Source organism: Algoriphagus locisalis, assembly GCF_900116615.1.
Classification (GTDB): domain Bacteria; phylum Bacteroidota; class Bacteroidia; order Cytophagales; family Cyclobacteriaceae; genus Algoriphagus; species Algoriphagus locisalis.
The window spans coordinates 372,033-393,899 of the sequence record NZ_FPBF01000004.1; the positions used below are offsets into that span (position 1 = coordinate 372,033).

The following is a 21,867-nucleotide window of genomic DNA, read 5'->3' on the forward strand; positions in this document are numbered from 1 at the left end:
AAACTGCATTTTAAGAGCGGGCTAAGTTAATTTGTTTTGCCAAAATACCAATTGCCTCTTGGAAAGTTTTCGGTTCGAAACCCAGCTCTTCACGGGCTTTTTTGATAATAAAACCAGTTTTTAGTGGTCTTTTGGCAGGTTGGGTAAAGGTGGTTGAATCTGCTCGCTTGATCAACTCTTTGTTCAAACCAAAGAAATCTGCGGTGATATTTGCCATGTCATAAGGAGTCAAAAAATCTGGTCCAGAAATATTAAACACTCCCTCCGCTTCTTGCTCTGCAATCAAAATACAGCCTGCAGCCAAGTCTTCTGCAAGCGTAGGAGTGCGAAACTGATCATCAACAACCTGAATTTCCTTGCCAGCTTCAAGCGAAGATTTCACCCAAAGCACAATATTTGTTCGGCTTAAATCGTGGGCTATCCCAAAAACCAATACCGTCCTCGCAATTGACCATTTGGTCTTAGATGCCATGACTAGTTGCTCTCCTTTCAGCTTAGTCTCTCCATAATAATTTACCGGAGCAGCCTCTGCATTTTCATCTAGCGGACCTTCTTCTCCTGAGAAAATAAAATCCGTTGATACGAAAATAAAATGAGCATTTGCTACCTCGGCAGCCTTAATTAAATAGCGTGTGGCATTCACATTGGCATCGTAACAGGCTTCCTGATTTAATTCGCATTGATCCACATGAGTCATAGCAGCACCATGGATGATGATATCCGGTTTGATGTCTCCCAGCGCTTTTTCCACGCCAGCTGCATCTGTAATATCAACCGAAACGTATTCGAATCCTTCACCTGGCAACCTGCATTCGCCTTTGCCACTAGCGATAACCTGAAACTCTCCTTTTTCCACCAATTGAGAAACGAGCTTTTGTCCAAGTAATCCATTGGCTCCAGTGATAAATACTTTCTTCTTACTTGTCATCCGGATAGCTGTAGTTATATTCTTTTTCAATTTTCTTTTTGGACATTCTCTCAACTTTCACGGTCATAAATACTGGCTCGATTGGTCTATCTCTCGTGTTTGTGGAAGTATTTGAAATCTCTTCTGCCACTTCCAATCCTTGGATCACTTCTCCAAAAACAGTGTATTCTTTGTCCAGATGTGGAACTCCACCTACGGTAGTGTAAGCCTCAATTTGCTCTGGCGTAAAGTCTTTGGTCAATTTCACATTGAGTGACTTCTCCAACTCGTCTCTTTTGGAAAGAATCAAATTTGTCAAACTGTCAAACTTCTGCTCGTTATAGAGACGAATGTATTCATTTTTCAAATCTGCCTGACTTCCCAATTCCATGTACTTCATAAGTGATTTTTGAAGCTCCTGCATGTCAGTCGTGAGCTCAAGCTCATCATAGACTTTACCGATAGTGATGTAAAACTGGGAGCCATTTGACCTTCTTTCAGGATTAATACCATCCGGCTGACGCGCTGCAGCGATCATACCTTTTTTGTGGTAATAGTGCGGTCTGATCTCAGCAGGTAAAGTTGGCCATTCCTGTGGCGGCAGGTTTTCTTTGGTAAAAACATCGCCTCCCTGAATCATGAAATTCTTCATTACCCGCTGAAACTCGGTAGAATCAAATCTTCCCGCTTCCGCCAGTTTGATGAAATTTGATTTATGCTCGGGTGTATCGTCGAAGAGAACAGCCACTATATCTCCATGACTTGTTGATATCGTGATGACATAATCTTTGTCCGCAGCGCAGGCAAATGAGCTGGCGCAAAGGAAGAGAACAAGTAAGGTTCTTAGAAATCTCATTTATTCAATGTTTGTTTAATTTGATCCAATATGACTTTTCCGCCTGCGGCAAAAACCTCTTTTGCTAGCTCTTGGCCAAGCTTTTCAGGCTCTCGGAAATCGCCTTCCACTACAATTGAAATGCGCTCATTGCCATCAAGACTGACAATCCCACCTTTCAAGGTGAGTTGGCCTTCATTAAGACTTGCTAGCGCAAAAACAGGTATGCTACAGCCTCCTTCTAGAACTCTCAGATAAGCTCGCTCGGCACGAAGTCTCAAGGATGTTTCCTGATGATTACAAGCATCCGCTATTTTTGCCTTCAGCTCAGAATCTAATTTTTTAGATACTTCGATGGCGACAGAACCTTGGCCAACTGCTGGAGTGAATTCATTCAAATCCAACTCTGCCACGATCATATGGTCGTACTCCATGCGATGTGCACCTGCGTAAGCAAGTAATAAGGCATCACAAAGCCCTTCTTCCATCTTGCGAATTCGGGTTTGAAGATTCCCACGTACCTCCACAGTTTTTACATGTGGGTAAAAATGTTTTAATGTAGAAACCCGGCGAGTTGATGAAGTTCCTAATACGACTTCCTTCTTTAGAGAAACTGATTTGTCATGAGAGACAAGTACATCGTTTTCTTTTTCACGCTCGGTAAACGCAATAATTTCAAAGCCTTCAGGCAAATTAGATTGCATATCCTTTGCACTATGAACAGCAATATCGATTCGTCCATCCAGTAGTTGGTCCTCCAATTCCTGAGTAAAAACACCTTTGCTTCCAATCTTAGCGATGGAAACATCAAGAATCTGGTCTCCCTTGGTGTCAATAATTACGATCTCAGTTTGAAGTCCTGCTTTTTTCAGAAGTTCCTCCACATGGTAGGCTTGCCAAAGCGCTAATTTGCTCCCACGCGTACCGATTTTTACTAACTCACTCATTGACTCGAAATTTTCATCGGGCGCTTATTCACTCCCTCTTCTATAAATTTGATGATTGCTCCTGCGATATCTATCCCGGTTGCTTTCTCAATTCCTTCTAATCCCGGAGAACTGTTCACTTCCAAAATCAACGGTCCTCTGGCTGACTGAAGCATATCTACGCCAGCCACATCCAATCCAAGTGCTTTTGCTGCACCCAAAGCTGCTGCTTTCTCAGCTCGGCTCAACTTAATAATCGTAGCCTTGCCTCCGCGGTGGAGATTAGATCTAAATTCTCCCTCAGCACCTTGACGCTTCATCGCGCCCACCACTTTTCCATTCACAATAAATGCACGGATATCAGCTCCTTTGGCTTCTTTGATGAATTCCTGCACAATAATTCTTGCTTTTAATCCGTGAAATGCTTCAATCACTGACTGGCTTGCTTTTCTGGTCTCTGCCAAAACAACACCCAAACCTTGTGTTCCCTCCAATAATTTGATGATCAACGGCGCACCACCTACGTGCTCGATTATTTGCTTCTCTCCTCCTTTTGAGAAATTTGTGAAAGCAGTTTTTGGCATCCCTAATCCAGCACTCGACAAGATTTGCAAACTTCTCAGTTTGTCTCTACTTCTCACTATTGCCTGAGAGTGAACAGCTGAAAAAGCACCCATCAACTCAAACTGACGAACCACGGCTGTTCCATAAAAAGTAACAGATGCCCCTACTCTTGGAATAATGGCATCCACATCTGTCAGTTTTTCACCCTTATAGATTATAGAAGGACCATCTTGCTCAATAATCAAGTCACAAATACTGTGATTTACTATTATTGCTTCATGTCCAGCTTTCTGAATTGCTTCAAACAGCCTCTTGGTAGAATACAGACTCGGATTCCTGGAAAGGATTGCAATCTTCATGAGAAAATTTTTAGAAGGTGTGAGTCCTAATTAAGACTCGTAATGTAGATCAGGATAGTTGTTACTTAGTTCTGTATGGTCTGGCCAAATTGACCTTTGATACATCTACAAGAAAACGATTTTTTAAGATCTTTCGTCCGAGGAGAATAGCATTTCTCATCTTCGAACGATCCGAAAGCGTAAACTCTGCCGAGTAGCTTTCCCCGGCAAGCTCAAAGGTAGTTTCTATCAAATAACGAACCTCTGCCTGACCAAAGGAATTTTTGACTTTTTTCTCTCTGAAGTGTTCAAAGAAGACCTCATCCCCTGTATAGGCTTTGTGTCCAGGAAGCAAAGGCTGGAATTTCAGCACCCGTTTTCCATCCAACTCGACGACTTCAAGATTCTCGGCATGGATACTACTCGTGTAAGCACCCGTATCCACTTTTGCCCAAACGAGTCTCAACCCTAATTCAGGAAGCGAAATTTTCTCCTTTCTACCGATTATTTTTTGATCCATATCAGCTGATTTTCGCCATCAATCGCGTGACGTTCATAGAAAGATCTGTGAAGATAAACTTCGCATTTCCATTTCTTTCCAAATGATAATGGGCGGTGTTGAACTCTCCGTACAACTTACCTACATGCTCTTCTTTGAGGATTTTGCCAGAGATGTTATTTACAAAAGTACGATCCTCGTCATGCGTGCGCAGTAACTGATCCAAACCAGCATTCTTTAGCAAAATCTCTCGTAGCACATTCAGCCCAGTGAGCAGAAGTGATTTTTGAGCTTCTTTATCAGACTTGTGGAAATCATCCGCAAGGCCAAAAATACTTTTGAAATCCGCCTTATAACAAGACAAAAACCACTCTCTTATTTTCTTCACTTGCAGATCCTCTACTTGATCTACGAGTCGGTATGCTTCCCGGAGATTACCATCTGCAAGCATCGCAATCTGATCTGCTGAGGATTCGTCACACAAACCTTTTGATATAAGATGATTTTTTATTTCTTCATCCGAAAAACCTCTAATAGTGACTTTCTGGGTCCGGGAGAGAATCGTGGTCAATAGCTGATCTGCATGGCCGGTAACCAGAATAAAAAGGGTTTTGGGCTGCGGTTCCTCTAGGATTTTCAAGAGCGCATTTGCAGCAGAAGAGTGAAGAAACTCCGGTGCCCAGATCATCATGATCTTGTACCCACCTTCGAAGGACATCAGGGAAAGTGCCTGAATTATCTTACGCGCAGCTCCTTTGGAAATATTCAGCTGCTTCTTCTCGAAATTATTGAAATAGATGAAGTCATGGACATTTCCGTAAGGTTGCTCGGTGGCGAATTTTCTCCAGTTGGTGAGCAAATCTACTTTTTCATCATCATCTTTATCGTCATCCTTGGTAGTGGCGATGGTAGGAAATGCAAAATTCAAATCCGGCAAAACCAGACGAGTCATTCGTTGACAAGCAGCACAGGTTCCACAGGAGTCTGTTTCTCCAGGGTTTTCGCAGTACAAATAAGTGCACAGCGCCAGAGCCATAGTCAGATTAGCAGAACCTTCAGGTCCATGGAATAACAATGCATGCGCCAAATGGTTGTTTTTGACGGCATTGATTAGATTTTCTTTAGTCTCGGGAAGTCCCGGTATCTCAGCGAATTGCATGAATTAATTAATCAGGATGAGGTTTCCCAAATTCTATAGTTTTTGGACATTTCGAAAATAGTGCGCAAGATTTCCTGCTCTTCCAGATCCAACTCCAATCCTCTTCTTGCTACGACGGCTTTTGCTGTTTCTAGAAATTTTGGAAACAAAAAGGTAGAGAATCCTTCTTCCCCACCCCAAGCAAATGAAGGAATAAATTTACGTGGAAATCCTGAGCCAAAAACGTTTGATCCGATTCCCACCACGGTTCCGGTATTGAACATGGTATTGATGCCACATTTGGAATGGTCACCCAGCATCAGTCCACAAAACTGCAAATTGGTGTTCGCATAATTTCCAACGGTATAATCCCAGAGTTTCACAGGGGAATAATTATTCTTCAGGTTACTGGTATTGGTATCCGCACCCATATTGCACCATTCGCCAATGACAGAATTGCCCAAGAAGCCTTCGTGCCCTTTGTTGCTATAGCCAAAGATCACGGAGTTGGACACTTCCCCGCCGACTTTGGAATACGGACCAACGGTAGTATCCCCTTTTATTTTGGCACCCATAGTTATAGTAGAACCTTCGCAAAGTGCAAAAGGTCCACGAATCAGTGAGCCTTCTTGAATCTCGGTATTTTTCCCAATGTAAATAGGCCCATTGTCTGCGTTCAAAACAGCAGCTCGAATGACAGCGCCTTCTTCTACGAAGATATTTTCCGGGGAATAAAGCTTGGTATGCGGATCAGTAATCTTTGCCGATTTCCTGCCTTTAGTGATCAGGTCAAAATCCTTCTTGATTTCGGCTCCATTGAATTGAAAGATATTCCATGTTTTTAAAAGAAGCAGAGGTTCAGAATCTATCTGAATAATTTCTTTCTCCTTCACTGCGCTGAGGTTCTTTTCAGTCTCTCCTATGTAAGTAGCGATCAATGTTTTCCCGAAATAAAGCGCTTGATTCGGAGAAAGAGATTCTAAAACGCCCAGACTATTGGTATCAGGAAGCCAAGCACCATTTATAGCTAAAGCTTTACCTGCGGTGCGGGGAAACTTCTTTTGAAGGTAATCTTGTGTGAGAAATGAAACTGTAGCTCCACTTATTTTCTCCCATTTTTCAGAGATCTTAAGGATTCCAACGCGGATATCAGCGACTGGCCGGGTAAAAGTAAACGGGAGCAATGAGCCGCGGATAGCCGGGTCATCAAACAACAAAATTGAGTCCATGAGGCAAAAATAAAAAAGTCTCCCGGAATCCATGCTCCGGGAGACTTTTTAGCCTGAGATAAGGAGAATTACTTCTTAGCGTATCTTCTGTTGAATTTCTCAACACGACCCGCAGTATCAAGCATCATTTTCTTACCTGTGTAGAACGGGTGAGACTGAGAGCTCACTTCCACTTTGAACAAAGGATATTCGTTGCCATCTTCCCAAGTGATAGTTTCGCTTGTTTCGATAGTCGATTTAGTAAGAAATTTAAACTCGCTAGAAGTGTCGTAGAAAACGACGTCTCTGTAGTTTGGATGGATATCAGCTTTCATATTATTGCTAGTTATATAGTACCTCTTTCAAATGAGGCACAAAGTTACCCTTTTTCAGAAAATCCACCAAATCTTTGTCAAGTATTTCTAAGTCAATTGATCAAAAGGTTTTAAAAAGTGGATTTGCAAACGCAAAAGAAGTGTTTTTGGCAATAAAATAAAAGGCTATTCAAGTCCAGTTCTAACTCATGGAGGATGATCTTTATCTTTCAGCGGGTAAATTAAGCTAGTTTCAAACATCCAAGACAGTATTTCAATCTCATGAATGTTTTTTAGATTTAGCCGATGCAAAAACTCTACAGCCTCCCAGCTACAGCAAAACTGCTTTTTTCCGTAGCTGCTTTCCTGGTTCCTTTTTTATCCCAAGCCCAGGGAAGTTACATTCCATATAACAGAGACTATTACCACATTCTAGATCGACTCGATATACTCCGTGGTCAAAACAACCCAATTTACAGATCAGCGACCAAACCCTATCGTAGAGACGATGTTGCTGCGTTTTTGGACAGTATAGCAGATGATCCTGTGATTCGCTCTAGATCCGATCAATTCAATTTTGCTTACCTAAGCCAAGACAACTGGGAGTTTGTCAGCAGAGAAACCCCTGAATCAAAAAAACCTTTTCTAAAAGGGCTCTACAGAAGGCCAGGAGATTTTGCTCATTATTACAGTGAGGAGTTTGATATTCATGTCAGTCCGGTGATTTATCTAAATGGCGGGATAGAACCTGATAATGAGCAGAACCCAAACCGTCTTTCCCGCGGGGTAGCGTTGCGTGGTTCGATTGACAAGAAAGTTGGTTTCTATACCTATTTCACCACTTCAGAGGCTTTTTTTCCTAGTTGGGTAAAAGGCTATGCAGAATACAACGGCGCAGTGCCTGGAGAAGGATTTTGGAAGGAATACAATGGCAATGGGTACACTTACTTTTCGGCGCTCGGGCATGTGAGCTTCAATATCACTAAGCACATTCAGGTAGAAGTGGGCCATGACAGAAACTTCATCGGAGAAGGATATCGGTCTTTTTTGTTGTCTGATTTCTCCAATCCTTACATGTTTGTGAAATTCAACACGCAGGTATGGAAATTCCAGCTGACCAATATCTGGACACAGATGACTGCCGACGTGGATTATGACAGAGGCCGACCAACTGACGGTAGATATCCGCAGAAATGGTTTTCATTTCACCGATTAGGATTCAACGTAGGCAAAAATCTCAACTTAGGATTCTTCGAGTCTGTGATGACAGACCAAGTCGATTTCAACTATTTCAACCCAATTGTATTTTATCGCTGGGTAGAGCAATCGCTGGGAACCCCGGACAAAGTGATGCTCGGAATTGATTACAAATGGAATTTCTACCCATCTATGCAGCTCTACGGACAATTTGCGCTGGATGAATTCGTGTTCTCTGAATTCTTTGGACAAGACGGCAAAAACTCCAAACGAAACAAATATGGCCTTCAGGCTGGCTTCAAATACATTGACCTCTTCAAGGTTTCTAATCTTGATTTGCAGCTGGAGTACAATTCCGCTAGGCCATATACATTTCAGGAGAAAGTTGACTATCAATCCTACAGCAACTGGCGAACACCACTTACTCATCCCCGAGGAGCGAACTTCCGGGAAATGCTGGGAATTATCCGCTATCAGCCAATTCCAAAGTTGAACTTAACATTCCTCACTATGTATCAATTATACGGTGCAGATCCGGATGCAGAAACTAACTGGGGTGGAGATGTTCTGAAAAATAGACTGGAAGGAAGTCCGACTGGCTTGTTTGACAATGTGATCGGACAAGGCATCGAAAACAAAGTGATACAGACTAATCTGAATGCGAGCTATATGCTTCGCCACAACTTCTTTATCGATGCATCTCATTCCTTCAGAAGAAGAACTGCTCAAGATCTTGACAGCCCAGAAACGTCCCAATACCTACAGTTAGCCTTCCGCTGGAACTTTATTAGACCTGATTACAACTATTAACAAGGAACCTCTACTGCCATTTTTGCGTAACTTGCGAGATTATTCCACGAATATTAGTTTATGAAGACCTATTTACGAATTCTCTCTTATGCCAAGCCTTACGGGAAATTCGTGCCTACTTATATTATCTACGCCTTCCTTTCCATCGTTTTTGGACTACTGAATTTCACGCTACTGAAGCCACTTTTCGATGTGATCTTCGAGCAGGTGGATCCCGAATCCTTGGCTAAATATGCAGATAAGCCTGAATTCAGCTTTTCTATAGAATATTTCTCCCATCTCTTCAATTACAACTTCCTTCAGGTAGCTGAGGAATACGGGAAGATGGGAACGCTGTTTTACGTTTGCATCATCATAGTTCTTTCTGTTTTTCTCTCAAACCTCTTCACTTATTTATCAGGAGTGGTTTTAGCAAAAGTTCGGGCTCTTGTCATCAAGAGAATGCGCATGGATATTTTTGAGCATGTCAGCGGATTGCATATTGGGTACTTTTCAAATGAAAGAAAAGGCGATCTGATGTCCAAAATGACCAACGATGTGCAGGAAGTGGAAAATACCATTGTACAATCGCTAAGGGTAGTTTTCCGTGAGCCGGCAACAATCATCCTTTACTTCTCGGTGTTATTTTTCATGTCGGTGAAACTAACACTGTTCACCATTTTAATCATCCCAATCTCCGGGGCAATCATCGGCGGGATTACTCGAAGACTGAAGAAAAAAGCAGTGCAAAGCCAGCAATCTCTGGGTAGAATTGTAAATATTCTAGATGAGACTTTAGGTGGCATGCGCGTGATTAAAGCTTTCAATGCTGAGGGTTTTATGAAGAAGAAGTTTGATGGAGAAACTGATTTCTATGCGGATGTGAATGTTAATATGGCTCGAAAGAATGAGCTTGCCTCCCCTATTTCCCAGTTTCTAGGAGTATTCGTTGTTGCTGGAATTCTGGTTTACGGTGGAAGCATGGTACTGAGTGGAAACTCTGATTTGGGAGCTTCAGACTTTATCACCTACATCATTATCTTCACTCAGGTGCTAAATCCTGCCAAAGAAATCTCTCGGGCAGTAAGCAGCATTCAGAGAGGGATTGCATCAGCAGAGCGGGTTTTCACTGTGGTTGACACACCTTCTCAAGTCACTTCTCCAGCTTCCCCAGCAATTTTAACTAAGTTTGAGCAGGCAGTAGAAGTCAAAAATGTGAGCTTCGCTTACGAAGATCAGCTGGTCTTAAAGGATATCAATTTTACACTTGAACGGGGAAAAACCATTGCTCTGGTAGGACCATCTGGGGGAGGAAAATCTACACTTGCTGATCTTGTCCCACGCTTTTATGATCCAAGCGCTGGAGAAATTTTACTTGATGGAAATAACCTAAAGGATTTCGATCTAAAAGATCTACGTAGCCTGATGGGAATTGTAACCCAAGAATCCATTCTTTTCAACGATACAGTTTTCAATAATATCGCATTCGGAGTGGAAGGGGCTACAGAAGCCCAAGTGATGGAAGCAGCAAAAATTGCCAATGCTCATGAATTTATTGAGAAAATGGAAGATGGCTATCAAACCAGCATAGGGGAACGCGGATCCAAACTTTCAGGTGGACAGCGCCAACGGGTAAGTATTGCGAGAGCAGTCTTAAAAAATCCTCCAATTTTGATTCTCGACGAGGCAACTTCTGCTTTGGATTCTGAATCTGAGCACTTAGTGCAGGAAGCTTTGACCAAGTTAATGAGTAATAGAACTACACTCGTGATTGCACATAGACTAAGCACCATACAATATGCTGACGAGATCTTGGTTATCGAGCGTGGAGAAATCGTACAAAGAGGCACCCATACCGATCTGAGCCAAATCGAAGGCTTGTATCAGAAACTTTCTAGTATTCAGTCGGTTTAGTATATTCGTTAAAACTAATTTTAAAAACCATGAAAAAACTTCACCAAATCCTTCAAATAGCCCTTTTGGTCTATTTTGGTGCTTTTCTTATTTTCTTCATTGCATTCGACACACTTGGTGGACTATTTGGAATGGAAGAAATCACTTCAGATTCCATGGTCACTATTATTCTCATCGGCCTGATTCTCTTTCTGGCAGCTTGGGGAAGTAGCTATGCCGCATACAACAGTTTGTCAAGTACTATCAAGAAAATGGAAAATGACATGAACGGGCTAAAGGCTAAAATCTATGATTTTGAGCACCCGAGAACTCCAGCTTCTCCGAAGCCTTCCATTCCTACAAAACCAACGGATTCGGATCCTAGCAATCTTCCTCCGAGACAAAATATCACCTAATCTCCATTGTGTTGGATTAGTAAAAACTTAGAAAGGAAACTCCCAAAGTTTCCTTTTTTTTATGAAAATATCATGTGGATTGGGGATTCCTTGGTAGAATTTGACTGAAAAATACCATCGGGTTTCAAGCGCTTTTTTCAAATTTACTTTTCGTAAAAAAAACCAAAAAGAAACACGTACCATGAACTCCCTGACAGTCTTGAAAATAAAAAACCATCCTCTTTTGTTGTCGGTATTCGCTTTGGTTTTGGCTTTTTCCTGCACTACAAAACCAGTCGAAGAAAAAACAAAAGCTCCTAATATCATCCTGGTTTTAGCAGATGATTTAGGGTTTTCAGACTTGGGGAGTTTTGGAGGGGAGATTCAAACCCCGAATCTAGACTGGCTGGCAAGTCAAGGAATTCGTTTTACCCAATTTTACAATACATCCCGCTGTTGTCCGACTAGAGCTTCTTTACTCACAGGACTCTATAATCACCAAGCTGGAATCGGTCAGATGACCACAGACACTGGGCAAGAAGCTTACCGAGGCCATATTTCCAATTCGGCAGTAACAATCGCAGAGGTTTTGAAAAGCTCAGGATATCGTACCGGCATGGTTGGGAAATGGCATGTTTCCAATACAGTGGTTCAAGACACACCTGAAAAGCAACTGGCTTGGCTGAATCATCAGGAACAGCACCCGCTTTTTTCACCAATTGAGCAATACCCTACTAATCGTGGCTTTGAGAAGTACTTTGGGAATATTTGGGGTGTGGTCGATTTCTTTGACCCTTTTAGCTTAGTCAATGGCACAGAGCCTGTGACTGAAGTTCCAGAGAACTATTACCACACGGACGCTATCAACGACACGGCATCTGTTTATATCCGTGAATTTGCCAAGCAGGACAAACCATTTTTCCTCTATGTAGCCCACACCGCTCCGCATTGGCCGCTCCATGCTTTGCCGGAGGATATAGAAAAATACAAAGACACTTATAAAGTAGGCTGGGATAAGATCAGAGAAAATCGATATAAAAAATTGATTGAGTTGGGAATTATCGATGAGGCTTCCTATCCGCTTTCTGAAAGATGGGAAAATGAACTGAGTTGGGAAGATAATCCAGACAAAGAATTTGACGCAAGAGCCATGGCTGTTCATGCAGCGATGATCGATAATATGGATCAGGGAATTGGAAGAATTATAGAAACGCTCAAGGAAACCGGTCAGCTGGAAAATACCCTGATCGTGTTTCTCAGTGATAATGGCGCAAGCTCCGAAAGCAGCATGCGCTATGGTCCAGGTTTTGATCGACCGAGCCAAACCCGAAAAGGTGAGCCAATTGCTTACCCAGTTGACAAAGACGTGATGCCTGGCCCGCAGACAACTTTCACCTCTATCGGACAGCGCTGGTCCAATGTATCGAACACGCCGTTCCGCTATTGGAAAATGGAATCTTTCGAAGGTGGAGTCCACACGCCGATGATCGCATTTTGGCCTGCTGGAATCAGCGCAAAAAAAGGAAGTATTTCAAACCAAATCGGACATGTAATGGATTTCATGGCAACATTCATAGATGCTGCAGGAGCTGAATATCCAAGTGATTTTGCAGGCAATAAAATAATACCGATTGCAGGAAAAAGTTTGCTTCCTGTATTCCAGGGGAAAGAGCGGGAAGGCCACCCTCTGCTTTTCAACGAGCATGAAGGAGGAAGATCTGTACGGACGAAGGAATGGAAGTTAGTAACACTGGATGCCAGAGAACCATGGCAGCTTTTTGATATCAGAAATGACCAAACAGAGACTAAAAATGTGGCTGAGGAGAATCCTTCGATTGTACATGAACTCGATAGCCTTTGGCAAAAATGGGCAGAAGAGAATCAGGTAATCCCTAAACCATAGGCTTCTTTATTCCAGTGATTGACCTTAAAAGTAAATTTTCAGGTTTCAATAAGACTTTAATTTTCTTAAAACCTTATATTGAGGAAACCATTTGGGTTTCCTTTTTTTGTAAAATATGGTAGCTAAAACTTTTGGAAGCGCAGTATCAGGCGTAGATGCGAATATCATCACCATTGAGGTGAATGTGGGACAAGGAACAAGCTTTTTCATGGTAGGTCTACCTGACTCAGCCGTGAAAGAATCCCAGCAGCGGGTAGAGAGTGCCTTGAAGTACTTCGGTTATCGAATGCCCCGGCAAAAAGTAGTCATCAACCTCGCTCCCGCAGATGTCAGAAAGGAAGGATCTGCTTATGACTTGCCCATTGCCATGGGAATCTTACAAGCTTCAGAGCAAGTAGAGTTTCCAGCATTGGGAGATTATGTCATCATGGGAGAGCTTTCACTGGATGGAAATCTTCGACCGATCAAGGGTGTATTGCCCATTGCGATTGAGGCCAGAAAGAAAGGTTTCAAAGGTTTTATTCTCCCTGTTGAAAATGCCAAGGAAGCATCGATTGTCAATAGTTTGGATATTATCGGTGTGGAAACGATGCAGCAAGCCACAGACTTTTTGATGGGTGAGTTGCAAATAGAACCTTTGGTGACAGACACCAGAGAGATTTTTTATCATTCGCTCGATGATATCGAGTTCGACTTTGCAGATGTGCAAGGTCAGGAAAACATCAAGCGGGCAATGGAAATCGCAGCGGCCGGTGGCCATAATGTGATCATGATAGGACCTCCGGGAGCAGGTAAAACCATGCTTGCTAAGCGACTTCCTTCGATTCTTCCTCCTCTGACTCTGGTAGAAGCGTTAGAAACTACAAAAATCCACTCCGTCGCCGGAAAGCTTGGAAAGAACGGTTCCCTTCTCGCCAATCGCCCTTTTCGTTCACCGCACCATACCATCAGCGACGTCGCATTAGTAGGCGGAGGAGGAAACCCTCAGCCTGGCGAGATTTCTTTGGCTCATAATGGCGTGTTGTTTTTGGATGAATTGCCCGAGTTCAAGCGAACAGTGCTGGAAGTCATGCGCCAACCGCTTGAGGAACGACGTGTCACCATTTCCAGAGCAAAAGTTTCTGTGGATTTCCCAGCTAATTTTATGCTGATTGCCTCTATGAATCCTTGTCCTTGTGGGTATTACAATCATCCTGAGAAAGAGTGCGTCTGTGGCCCAGGCATCGTGCAGCGCTATTTGAATAAGGTATCTGGCCCACTTCTGGATCGCATAGATCTCCATGTAGAAGTGACTCCAGTCAAGTTTGACGAGATGACCTCCACCCGAAAAACAGAATCCAGCAAGGAAATCCGGGAACGTGTTATCAAAGGAAGAGAAAAACAAAAGGAAAGATTTAAGGGAAATCCCGAGGTTTTCTGCAATGCTATGATGCCTTCGCACCTTACTAAGCAGATCTGCCAAATCAATGAAGCAGGCAAAATGCTGCTGAAAACCGCCATGGAAAGATTGGGATTATCAGCAAGGGCGTATGATAGAATTTTAAAAGTGGCCAGAACCATCGCAGACATCTCCGGATCTGAGGAAATCAAAGTTGAGCATCTTGCCGAAGCGATACAGTATAGGAGTCTGGATAGAGAAGGCTGGGCGGGATAGAAATTTGAAAAAATATGAATAGAGCTGTACCTAAAGGCACAGCAAAGAAATTATGGTTCATATTTCTGCCCATAGCTTGCCCCAAAAGGGGCTAATAGAATTATGAAACAATTTTTGGAATGATCCTAAACGAGAAATTAAAAAAATGCATTCTAAAGCAATTCGACCTTGTCAACCCAACCTTTAACCCATCTAGTTACTTGGTCCCGTCAGGGACTAACTATGGGTAGAATTAAATCAAAACAGGAAACAGCCGTGCCGTCAGGTACGGCTCTAAAATTTTTCAATCATGGCAAACACATACACCCAAATTCATATTCAAGCAGTATTTGCTGTCCAAAATAGAGTATCCTTGGTTCAGCCTCTGTGGAAAGAAGAATTATATAAATACCTTTCTTCTATCGCTTCAAAATACGGGCACAAGGTTTTGCAAATAAATGGAATGCCCGATCATGTGCATCTTTTAATGGGTTTTCGACCCACTCAGGCACTTTCAGATTTAATGCAAGAGTTGAAAGAAGATTCGTCAAAGTGGATTAATATACGAGGATTTGTAAAAGGGAAATTCTCGTGGCAAGCCGGATATGGAGCATTTTCATATAGTAAAGACCAAGTCCCAAGAGTAATCAAATACATTCAAAACCAAGAAAATCATCACAAAAGAAAATCCTTTTTGGAAGAGTATGAAGAATTATTGAAAACTCATCAAATTGAATACGATAAGCGATATATCTTTAAATCAATAGAATAGAGCTGTACCTAAAGGCACAGCGAAGAAATTATGATTCATATTTCTACCCATAGCTTGCCCCAAAAGGGGCAAATAGAATAATGAAAAAATTTTGGAAATAATCCTAAATAAGGAATTAAACAAAATGCATTCTATGGAAAATAGACCTTGTCAACCCAACTTTTACCCCATGTTGGTATTTAGTCCCGCTAGGGACACACTATGGGTAGAAATAGAATTTATCATGAACCTGCCGTGCCTTTAGGTACGGCGCTATAAAACATACATTTATTTATGACCCCAGAAATCATCCTACGATACCTACATTTCATCAGCATTTTTGCAATTGTCGGATCATTGGTCTCAGAGCATCTTTTGCTTAAAAAGGAACTAACACGAAAAGAAATCAAACGGCTGGCAACCATCGACGGGGTTTATGGAATGGCAGCTCTGACTCTATTGGCAGTAGGGCTCACACTTTGGCTGGGAGGATATGGGAAGCCAAGTGATTTCTACTCGCTGAATTTCATCTTCCATATTAAAATCACACTCTTCGCCACTATTGGGATTTTATCTATTTACCCAACTGTCTTTTTCATCAAAAACAGAAAAGGAAGCCCAGATGAACTTGTTCAAATCCCAAAAACAATCTTTATGCTCCTGAGGTTAGAACTTCTCATCTTGTTTATTATTCCGCTTCTTGCTGGACTAATGGCAAAAGGAATTGGGTACTTTGGCTAACTCCTCCTTATTTGACTTCGCCCAAGCCTTTCTTTATAATAATTTGAACACAAATCTTTCCTTAACTAGTATGAAATATCTATCCCTACTTCTTCTTTTTATTTCCTTTGGAGCATTTGCCCAGGATAAAATCCCCGCCAAAAAGGGAGACGTGATCATCAACCCAATCACTCACGGTACGCTAGTGCTAGAGCATGACAACCAAATAATTTACGTGGACCCTTATGGCGGCGCTGCTGCTTTCGAAGGACAGAAAAAACCAACATTGGTGCTGATCACAGACATTCACGGCGATCACCTCAATCAAGAAACGTTAGATGGCTTGGACCTTTCTGTGGCAACTATCATTGCTCCGCAAGCTGTAGCAGACAAGCTTACAGCAGGCACAGGGAAAGAGTTAGTCATTCTTGGAAACAACCAATCGAAAACCATCAATGGGATCAAAATAGAGGCCTTACCAATGTACAACCTCCCTGAAAGTCCTGAAGCTCCCCACACCAAAGGTCGAGGAAACGGATACATTGTTCACTTAGGCGGTAAGCAATTTTACATATCGGGCGATACAGAAGATATTGCAGAAATGCGAGCGCTGAAAAATATTGATGTAGCTTTCGTCTGTATGAACTTGCCTTATACCATGGATGTAGATCAGGCGGCAAGTGCTGTTTCTGAGTTCAAACCTGGGATTGTCTATCCTTATCACTACAGAGGAACAAATGGGTTGAGCGATGTAGAAAAGTTTAAGACCTTAGTCAATGAATCCGCTCCTCAGGTGGATGTACGCTTGAGAAATTGGTACAATTAAAATCGAAAAAAGAGGGAGTAGATCAATATCTATTCCCTCTTTTTTTAGTGTAAGGCCTCTTCTAAATCCTCCAACAGATCATATAAATGCTCCAGACCTACTGAAACCCGGATCAAATTCTGAGGAGTTAAAGTATCTGGACCTTCAGAAGCAGCCCTCCGCTCGATCAGACTTTCTACTCCCCCTAGACTTGTGGCATTAGTAAAGTATTTAAGCTTGGAAATGACTAGATCTGCCTCTTCGGCTCCACCTTTCACCTGAAAAGACAGGATTCCTCCAAATCCCGTCATCTGATTCGCCGCAATTAAATGCCCTGGATGTGTTTTCAATCCAGGATAATAAACCTTCTCAACAGACTCATGGGTTGATAGGAAATTGGCCAGAACTATCGCATGCTCAGCATGACCTTTCATACGGTAAGGCAAAGTTTTGATACTTCTACATAGGTAGTAGCAATCCATCGGCGAAGGTACAGCGCCTCCACTGACCTGCACATTTTTCACTTTCTCCCAAAAAGCATCCTTTTCTTTGGTAATCAATGCTCCTCCCATAATATCCGAATGCCCGCCAAAATACTTGGTGCTGGAATGCATGACGATATCAGCACCAAAATCAATCGGGTTTTGAAAAACCGGAGTAGCAAAAGTATTATCGCAGGCTACCATCGCTCCTTTTTCCTTCGCCAAATTTGACACAGCCGCGATATCCGTGATCTTCAACAATGGATTTGATGGAGTCTCAATCCAAACAAGCTTTGTATTTGGTTTGAAAGCTTGTTTTATCTTTTCCAAATCAGTCATATCCACAAATGTGGCTTCCAGCACACCTTTGAAAAGTGAAAGAATGGCATTTTTCAAACCATGATACATATCATCTGGGGCAATGATATGTGAACCTGGCTCCAGCGCCTGAAAAACAGAAACTCCAGCCGCATTTCCGGAAGAAAACGCAGCAGCGTCGGCACCTTTTTCCAAACCAGCCAATAAGCGCTCCAAGGCATGGCGATTGGGATTATTTGCCCGGGCATAGATCATCGACTCTGGCTGATGAACAAACGTAGTGCTTAGCGTGATCGGCTGTATAACTGGTTTCTCTGAATCTGTGACAATATTTCCTCCGTGGATGGCGAGTGTTTCGAGTTTCATATGATTAAAATTTGTCTTTTAAAGGCAATATGGAATCTCGCATGGGAGATAATCATCCCAGTGTGTAACTTTTTAGTCATGCTCGATTTCATATGATCATTGTTAATACTTGCAAATGACAGAGTTTGAAATTACCATAAATTCCTTGCCTGAGAAAAGATTTTGTAAAATGGCATAAGTCTGGAAAAAAAACTTTGAGTTCCATTCCAACCTTTTGCGCACCAAGCTACTCTTTTAGATAGAAGCATCTGCTATGAATCATCAAAAGCTAGACATCAACCTGATTTCAAATGTCCTAAAAGGTGACAGGTCTGCGCAGTTTCAGCTATTTGAATTGACAAAAGGAATGCTCTACTCGGCTTGCTATAGAATAGTAAATGATGAGGACGAAGCTAATGATGTGTTGCAGGATTCGTATGTGGAGATTTTCCAGAAAATCCATTCGCTGAAGCATCCCGAGGCATTACTCTCTTGGATGAAAACAATCACCATTCGCAAAGCGATTGTACACAGCAAGCGAAGAATCCATTTTGATACGATCGATGAATTGGAGATAGAATCTAGCGAAGAGTTTGATTCTTGGTTTGATGCAGAGATGCTCGATCAGGCAATCCAGAGTTTGCCTGCCGGGGCAAGAGCTGTTTTCCTACTGCTTTCAGTGGAAGGCTATTCTCATCGCGAAGCTTCCAACATGCTTGGAATCTCCGAGAATACCTCAAAGTCTCAGTTAAATTATGCGAAAACACTGTTGAAAAAACGAATCTCTAAACTACTTCAGGCATGAAATCGAACATGATTCCAAGCTTCACAAAGAGCCACGATTATCAACCATGTGAGATTCCATCTTACTATAAAAAATCAATTTCAAACAGATGAAATCATACAATCCAAAAGCTGATTTATGGAGTAAAATTGAGCAGCGGAAAGATTTCGATCTGCAGGTGAAAGAGCATGTCCCTAATCTTCCTGTTAAAATGCCAAAAGCGGATCTTTGGGATTCAATTGAAAGCGAATTGGATCAAAAGACTCCAGTAATTCCACTTTGGAAATATGTAATGGTGGCAGCTTCTATTGCTTTGATTTTAGCAGTGACTGGTATTGCCTATTTAGAATTTGGAGAAAATACTGTGGTAACTCCACTGACAACTGATATTACGGTGAAGGCTCCAGAAATGAATGCCCCTGCAAAATCAGAACCTGCTGAAATCAAACCAAAAGCGGAAATTCCTACGCAAAATGAAGCTAAAGAATCGATCACGAATATTCCCGAACAAAAAGAAACCAATAGAATTTCGCCAGTTAGTATTGAGATTTCGACACTTGATTTACCAGAAATCGATATTGAATCCAGCTTAATCTCAGAGGTTATTATACCTCCAGCTCCTGAAAAAGGCGAACTACAAACCCTTCATAGGGTTCGGATTTCATGGGGAATGCAAGAAAAAAGCAAACTGCAGACAAGGTTTGGCTCCAGTCCCTCTGAGGATATTTCCGGCCAGCAATTAGGACTTGTCAATCAACCCAAAAACTCGATTAAGATTAATTTCCAAAAACAGTAATCATTTAAAAACTTCTAATAATTAAAATCATGAAACGACTATTACTAGTTCCTTTCCTGGCACTGCTATGCACATTTCAAACTATGGCTCAGGATGTGGAAAATGAACTTTCCAATAATCTGCAGGAATGGCTGGATCGGGATTGGCCGATCACTGACACCTTGGTTTTTGACTTTCCAAATGAAAGCGCCTTGGTTCTATATTTCAATAAAACTGAATATACAGCAGAAGAGCTGACGGAAGAGTTTGAGCCTTTGCTTCGTAAAGCGACCGACTTTCCAGAGTTCACCACCATCTATTATAGAATAGGAGAAAACTTTCAGCCAACTGCTCTGAAAAATGTCAAATATCAAATTGAGAAAAAATATGTGCCGTATGTGGATAGTCTGGAAATGACATTTCCCGTTGGATTAGATTTCACCGGGGGCGATTTCACTCCTGTCATAGGATTTAGAGCTCATTTGAATTGGAGAAATTTCTCCCTGGGCGGATCAATTTCCAATACTATTTATTTCCCGGATCGAATAGAAAATAATGTCAAAGTCAACAGCAATTGGTTTGCAAATGCTGAATTTGCCTGGGAATTTGGGAACACAGACAGACAAAGAAGTAACACTTTCGGGGTGGGCTATTTGATCAATGAAAATAAAAGCCAGCTTTTCAACGGAACCACCATGCAGGCCTACTACAATCGAAAATTGAGCAAACATATCTCAATCCAAGTTGGTGTAATCAGCACAGAGAACTTCAAAACCTTCTACCCTACAGTAGGCATCAGATTTTGGTAGGATATTTAACAATAGCCTGCTTCTGGAGAATCAGTTGAACGACCCAAAAGAGCCGGCGATTTGCTGGCTCTTTTGGGTTATTTTTTGATATTAATAGAGATGGGATTCCTTCGTCGTCCCTCCTCGGAATGACCTAAATACCAATCATTTGTATTGAAGTCTCTTTTGTCTTGATTCTTGAATCTAACGTCTTTTTTATCTGATTCTATCCACCGATTTTATCAGCGCTTCGTCCTTTCTGATAAAGCGATTCGCAAGCATATTGCAAACCATTGCAGCTAAAATAGCCCAAAAACCAATTCCGTATTCCCCGTTGTCCACTGCTCCAATAGCTTTATTCACACCGTTGGTTACAAGAAAAATGATCGCAACCAACCCCACCATAAATAGGGAATTGATCATATTGATCATCATTTGGCGGCCTCTATTTCTATATTGAAAAATGGAAATGATAGCCAAAAGACCGACAAATGAGGCCAAAGCTGCGATATACCATTTGGAAGCAGCGTGAAGCACCTCTCCCGAAGCATCAATTTGGTTCATAAACAAAGCATTGAGTTTCCATGTTTCTCCGGAGTCAGCTACTACTTGAGTCCAAAGGTCTAATCCCAAAGTCAATCCCATAGCAACTGCCACGAGTAAAAGGAAAATTGATTGTAAGCGCTGGATCATTTCTTTCTGATTTTTTGGCAAAGAAAAGGTCTTATGACTTCATTAACAAGGAAAGCAGGTTTCTCGCCGTGATTTGAATGGGAATAGTATCTTTGCAGCCGTATGAGTGAGAGCAAAAGATATTTCTTGGACATCAGCTACAAAGGCACACGCTTTCACGGCTGGCAAATCCAGGAAAATGCATTTACAGTTCAGGAAGCGTTGGAAGCTGGGCTTTCCACGTACTTCAGGACCCCCATTTCTGTGATGGGCTCAGGCCGAACAGATACGGGAGTACATGCTAGCATGCAGATTTGTCATTTTGATACAGAACAGGAAATAGACCGCGAGAAATTCATTCGAGCAATCAATGGTATTTTGCCCAAAGACATTTCTATTAATTCCATCAGAGAAGTAAAAGCCGATGCACATGCAAGATTCAGCGCAAAAAGCAGGTCTTACGATTATCGGATGATTTTACAAAAAAGCCCTTTTGTCGAAGATTATGTCTGGAGACACTATTTCAATCCAGACATAAGCAGGATGAATGAGGCTGCCAAAATCCTTTTGGAACATACTGATTTTGAGTGCTTCAGCAAAGTGCATACGGCGGTGAAACATTTCCGATGTGAAATAAAATCAGCCCATTGGGAACAAAAAGACGGGGAATTGCAATTTCATATAACTGCAAACCGATTTTTGCGTGGAATGGTAAGAGCAATTGTGGGAACTCTTGTTGATATTGGACTTGGGAAAATGGAACCTGAGGAAATGCATCAGATTATTGAGTCCCGTGATAGAAAAAAAGCAGGAAAATCAGCTCCTGCATGTGGCTTGTTTTTTAGCCGAATTGAATATTCAGAAGATATATATTTAGACTAGTTTACC

Annotated in this window: 22 protein-coding genes; 12 read left to right on the forward strand and 10 right to left on the reverse strand. The window is 41.9% G+C overall.

Annotation, left to right across the window (positions count from 1 at the left end; all coding sequences use genetic code 11):
- Positions 1–10 precede the first annotated feature (10 nt).
- The 8 genes from BM386_RS13845 to BM386_RS13880 all read right to left on the reverse strand — a co-directional run bounded on the left by BM386_RS13845 (position 11) and on the right by BM386_RS13880 (position 6,750).
- A complete protein-coding gene (locus BM386_RS13845) occupies positions 11–928 on the reverse strand; it encodes an SDR family oxidoreductase (protein WP_091695347.1) in 918 nt (305 codons plus the stop codon).
- The gene (locus BM386_RS13850; protein ID WP_091695350.1) at positions 918–1,763 is read right to left on the reverse strand and encodes a peptidylprolyl isomerase; all 846 of its coding nucleotides are present in this window, start codon (positions 1,761–1,763) and stop codon (positions 918–920) included. The genes BM386_RS13845 and BM386_RS13850 overlap by 11 nt, the downstream gene beginning before the upstream one ends.
- Positions 1,760–2,689: a hydroxymethylbilane synthase gene (gene hemC / locus BM386_RS13855; protein ID WP_091695352.1), complete on the reverse strand. Its 930-nt coding sequence runs from the start codon at positions 2,687–2,689 to the stop codon at positions 1,760–1,762. Before hemC ends, BM386_RS13850 begins: the two co-directional genes overlap by 4 nt.
- A complete protein-coding gene (rimK, locus tag BM386_RS13860; protein ID WP_091695355.1) occupies positions 2,686–3,591 on the reverse strand; it encodes a 30S ribosomal protein S6--L-glutamate ligase in 906 nt (301 codons plus the stop codon). Before rimK ends, hemC begins: the two co-directional genes overlap by 4 nt.
- A gap of 61 nt (positions 3,592–3,652) precedes the next feature.
- Entirely contained in the window at positions 3,653–4,090 is a 438-nt protein-coding gene (locus BM386_RS13865; protein WP_091695358.1) for an ATP-dependent zinc protease family protein, read from the reverse strand.
- Position 4,091: 1 nt separating this feature from the next.
- Entirely contained in the window at positions 4,092–5,228 is a 1,137-nt protein-coding gene (locus BM386_RS13870) for a DNA polymerase III subunit (protein ID WP_091695361.1), read from the reverse strand.
- Positions 5,229–5,239: 11 nt separating this feature from the next.
- Entirely contained in the window at positions 5,240–6,436 is a 1,197-nt protein-coding gene (locus tag BM386_RS13875) for a GlmU family protein (RefSeq protein WP_091695365.1), read from the reverse strand.
- 68 nt (positions 6,437–6,504) lie between these two features.
- Positions 6,505–6,750: a type B 50S ribosomal protein L31 gene (locus BM386_RS13880; protein WP_091695367.1), complete on the reverse strand. Its 246-nt coding sequence runs from the start codon at positions 6,748–6,750 to the stop codon at positions 6,505–6,507.
- A gap of 285 nt (positions 6,751–7,035) precedes the next feature.
- Here BM386_RS13880 and BM386_RS13885 point away from each other — a divergent pair, with 285 nt between their 5' ends.
- From BM386_RS13885 to BM386_RS13920, 8 genes are all read left to right on the forward strand, one after another.
- Positions 7,036–8,736, forward strand: a complete 1,701-nt coding sequence (locus BM386_RS13885) for a hypothetical protein (RefSeq protein ID WP_244545530.1) — start codon at positions 7,036–7,038, stop codon at positions 8,734–8,736.
- A 60-nt stretch (positions 8,737–8,796) separates the two neighbouring features.
- Positions 8,797–10,629 carry an ABC transporter ATP-binding protein gene (locus tag BM386_RS13890; protein ID WP_091695370.1) on the forward strand — a complete coding sequence of 611 codons (1,833 nt, stop codon included), beginning with the start codon at positions 8,797–8,799 and terminating at the stop codon, positions 10,627–10,629.
- Positions 10,630–10,658: 29 nt separating this feature from the next.
- Entirely contained in the window at positions 10,659–11,024 is a 366-nt protein-coding gene (locus BM386_RS13895) for a hypothetical protein (protein WP_091695373.1), read from the forward strand.
- A gap of 181 nt (positions 11,025–11,205) precedes the next feature.
- Positions 11,206–12,906, forward strand: a complete 1,701-nt coding sequence (locus BM386_RS13900) for an arylsulfatase (RefSeq protein WP_091695376.1) — start codon at positions 11,206–11,208, stop codon at positions 12,904–12,906.
- Between the two features lie 115 nt (positions 12,907–13,021).
- Complete coding sequence (locus tag BM386_RS13905) at positions 13,022–14,560, forward strand: YifB family Mg chelatase-like AAA ATPase (protein ID WP_091695378.1); 1,539 nt, start codon at positions 13,022–13,024, stop codon at positions 14,558–14,560.
- A 289-nt stretch (positions 14,561–14,849) separates the two neighbouring features.
- Complete coding sequence (gene tnpA, locus BM386_RS13910; protein ID WP_091695381.1) at positions 14,850–15,311, forward strand: IS200/IS605 family transposase; 462 nt, start codon at positions 14,850–14,852, stop codon at positions 15,309–15,311.
- Between the two features lie 273 nt (positions 15,312–15,584).
- The gene (locus BM386_RS13915; RefSeq protein WP_091695383.1) at positions 15,585–16,031 is read left to right on the forward strand and encodes a DUF2214 family protein; all 447 of its coding nucleotides are present in this window, start codon (positions 15,585–15,587) and stop codon (positions 16,029–16,031) included.
- 70 nt (positions 16,032–16,101) lie between these two features.
- Positions 16,102–16,836, forward strand: coding sequence for an MBL fold metallo-hydrolase (locus BM386_RS13920; RefSeq protein WP_091695386.1), 735 nt, complete (start codon positions 16,102–16,104; stop codon positions 16,834–16,836).
- A 44-nt stretch (positions 16,837–16,880) separates the two neighbouring features.
- Here the strand turns inward: BM386_RS13920 and BM386_RS13925 are convergent, their stop codons facing one another.
- Entirely contained in the window at positions 16,881–17,981 is a 1,101-nt protein-coding gene (locus BM386_RS13925; protein ID WP_091695389.1) for a trans-sulfuration enzyme family protein, read from the reverse strand.
- 253 nt (positions 17,982–18,234) lie between these two features.
- Here BM386_RS13925 and BM386_RS13930 point away from each other — a divergent pair, with 253 nt between their 5' ends.
- The 3 genes from BM386_RS13930 to BM386_RS13940 all read left to right on the forward strand — a co-directional run bounded on the left by BM386_RS13930 (position 18,235) and on the right by BM386_RS13940 (position 20,328).
- Positions 18,235–18,765, forward strand: coding sequence for an RNA polymerase sigma factor (locus tag BM386_RS13930; protein WP_091695392.1), 531 nt, complete (start codon positions 18,235–18,237; stop codon positions 18,763–18,765).
- A gap of 88 nt (positions 18,766–18,853) precedes the next feature.
- Positions 18,854–19,540 (forward strand): hypothetical protein, encoded by a 687-nt coding sequence (locus BM386_RS13935; RefSeq protein WP_091695394.1) that lies wholly within the window; start codon positions 18,854–18,856, stop codon positions 19,538–19,540.
- 29 nt (positions 19,541–19,569) lie between these two features.
- Positions 19,570–20,328 (forward strand): hypothetical protein, encoded by a 759-nt coding sequence (locus BM386_RS13940; RefSeq protein ID WP_091695397.1) that lies wholly within the window; start codon positions 19,570–19,572, stop codon positions 20,326–20,328.
- Positions 20,329–20,523: 195 nt separating this feature from the next.
- Here the strand turns inward: BM386_RS13940 and BM386_RS13945 are convergent, their stop codons facing one another.
- Entirely contained in the window at positions 20,524–21,000 is a 477-nt protein-coding gene (locus BM386_RS13945) for a DUF4293 domain-containing protein (protein ID WP_139235917.1), read from the reverse strand.
- A gap of 102 nt (positions 21,001–21,102) precedes the next feature.
- Between BM386_RS13945 and truA the strand changes: the two genes are divergently transcribed.
- The gene (gene truA / locus BM386_RS13950) at positions 21,103–21,861 is read left to right on the forward strand and encodes a tRNA pseudouridine(38-40) synthase TruA (RefSeq protein ID WP_091695402.1); all 759 of its coding nucleotides are present in this window, start codon (positions 21,103–21,105) and stop codon (positions 21,859–21,861) included.
- Positions 21,862–21,867 lie beyond the last annotated feature (6 nt).

Coding starts and splice junctions, on each gene's coding strand:
- BM386_RS13900 (WP_091695376.1), top strand. CDS start 11,206: ATGAACTCCCTGACAGTCTTGAAAATAAAAAACCATCCTCTTTTGTTG.
- BM386_RS13865 (WP_091695358.1), bottom strand. CDS start 4,090: ATGGATCAAAAAATAATCGGTAGAAAGGAGAAAATTTCGCTTCCTGAA.
- BM386_RS13935 (WP_091695394.1), top strand. CDS start 18,854: ATGAAATCATACAATCCAAAAGCTGATTTATGGAGTAAAATTGAGCAG.
- hemC (WP_091695352.1), bottom strand. CDS start 2,689: ATGAGTGAGTTAGTAAAAATCGGTACGCGTGGGAGCAAATTAGCGCTT.
- tnpA (WP_091695381.1), top strand. CDS start 14,850: ATGGCAAACACATACACCCAAATTCATATTCAAGCAGTATTTGCTGTC.
- BM386_RS13895 (WP_091695373.1), top strand. CDS start 10,659: ATGAAAAAACTTCACCAAATCCTTCAAATAGCCCTTTTGGTCTATTTT.
- BM386_RS13925 (WP_091695389.1), bottom strand. CDS start 17,981: ATGAAACTCGAAACACTCGCCATCCACGGAGGAAATATTGTCACAGAT.
- BM386_RS13930 (WP_091695392.1), top strand. CDS start 18,235: ATGAATCATCAAAAGCTAGACATCAACCTGATTTCAAATGTCCTAAAA.
- BM386_RS13890 (WP_091695370.1), top strand. CDS start 8,797: ATGAAGACCTATTTACGAATTCTCTCTTATGCCAAGCCTTACGGGAAA.
- BM386_RS13880 (WP_091695367.1), bottom strand. CDS start 6,750: ATGAAAGCTGATATCCATCCAAACTACAGAGACGTCGTTTTCTACGAC.
- BM386_RS13875 (WP_091695365.1), bottom strand. CDS start 6,436: ATGGACTCAATTTTGTTGTTTGATGACCCGGCTATCCGCGGCTCATTG.
- BM386_RS13915 (WP_091695383.1), top strand. CDS start 15,585: ATGACCCCAGAAATCATCCTACGATACCTACATTTCATCAGCATTTTT.
- BM386_RS13905 (WP_091695378.1), top strand. CDS start 13,022: ATGGTAGCTAAAACTTTTGGAAGCGCAGTATCAGGCGTAGATGCGAAT.
- BM386_RS13940 (WP_091695397.1), top strand. CDS start 19,570: ATGAAACGACTATTACTAGTTCCTTTCCTGGCACTGCTATGCACATTT.
- BM386_RS13870 (WP_091695361.1), bottom strand. CDS start 5,228: ATGCAATTCGCTGAGATACCGGGACTTCCCGAGACTAAAGAAAATCTA.
- BM386_RS13885 (WP_244545530.1), top strand. CDS start 7,036: ATGCAAAAACTCTACAGCCTCCCAGCTACAGCAAAACTGCTTTTTTCC.
- BM386_RS13945 (WP_139235917.1), bottom strand. CDS start 21,000: ATGATCCAGCGCTTACAATCAATTTTCCTTTTACTCGTGGCAGTTGCT.
- BM386_RS13920 (WP_091695386.1), top strand. CDS start 16,102: ATGAAATATCTATCCCTACTTCTTCTTTTTATTTCCTTTGGAGCATTT.
- rimK (WP_091695355.1), bottom strand. CDS start 3,591: ATGAAGATTGCAATCCTTTCCAGGAATCCGAGTCTGTATTCTACCAAG.
- BM386_RS13850 (WP_091695350.1), bottom strand. CDS start 1,763: ATGAGATTTCTAAGAACCTTACTTGTTCTCTTCCTTTGCGCCAGCTCA.
- BM386_RS13845 (WP_091695347.1), bottom strand. CDS start 928: ATGACAAGTAAGAAGAAAGTATTTATCACTGGAGCCAATGGATTACTT.
- truA (WP_091695402.1), top strand. CDS start 21,103: ATGAGTGAGAGCAAAAGATATTTCTTGGACATCAGCTACAAAGGCACA.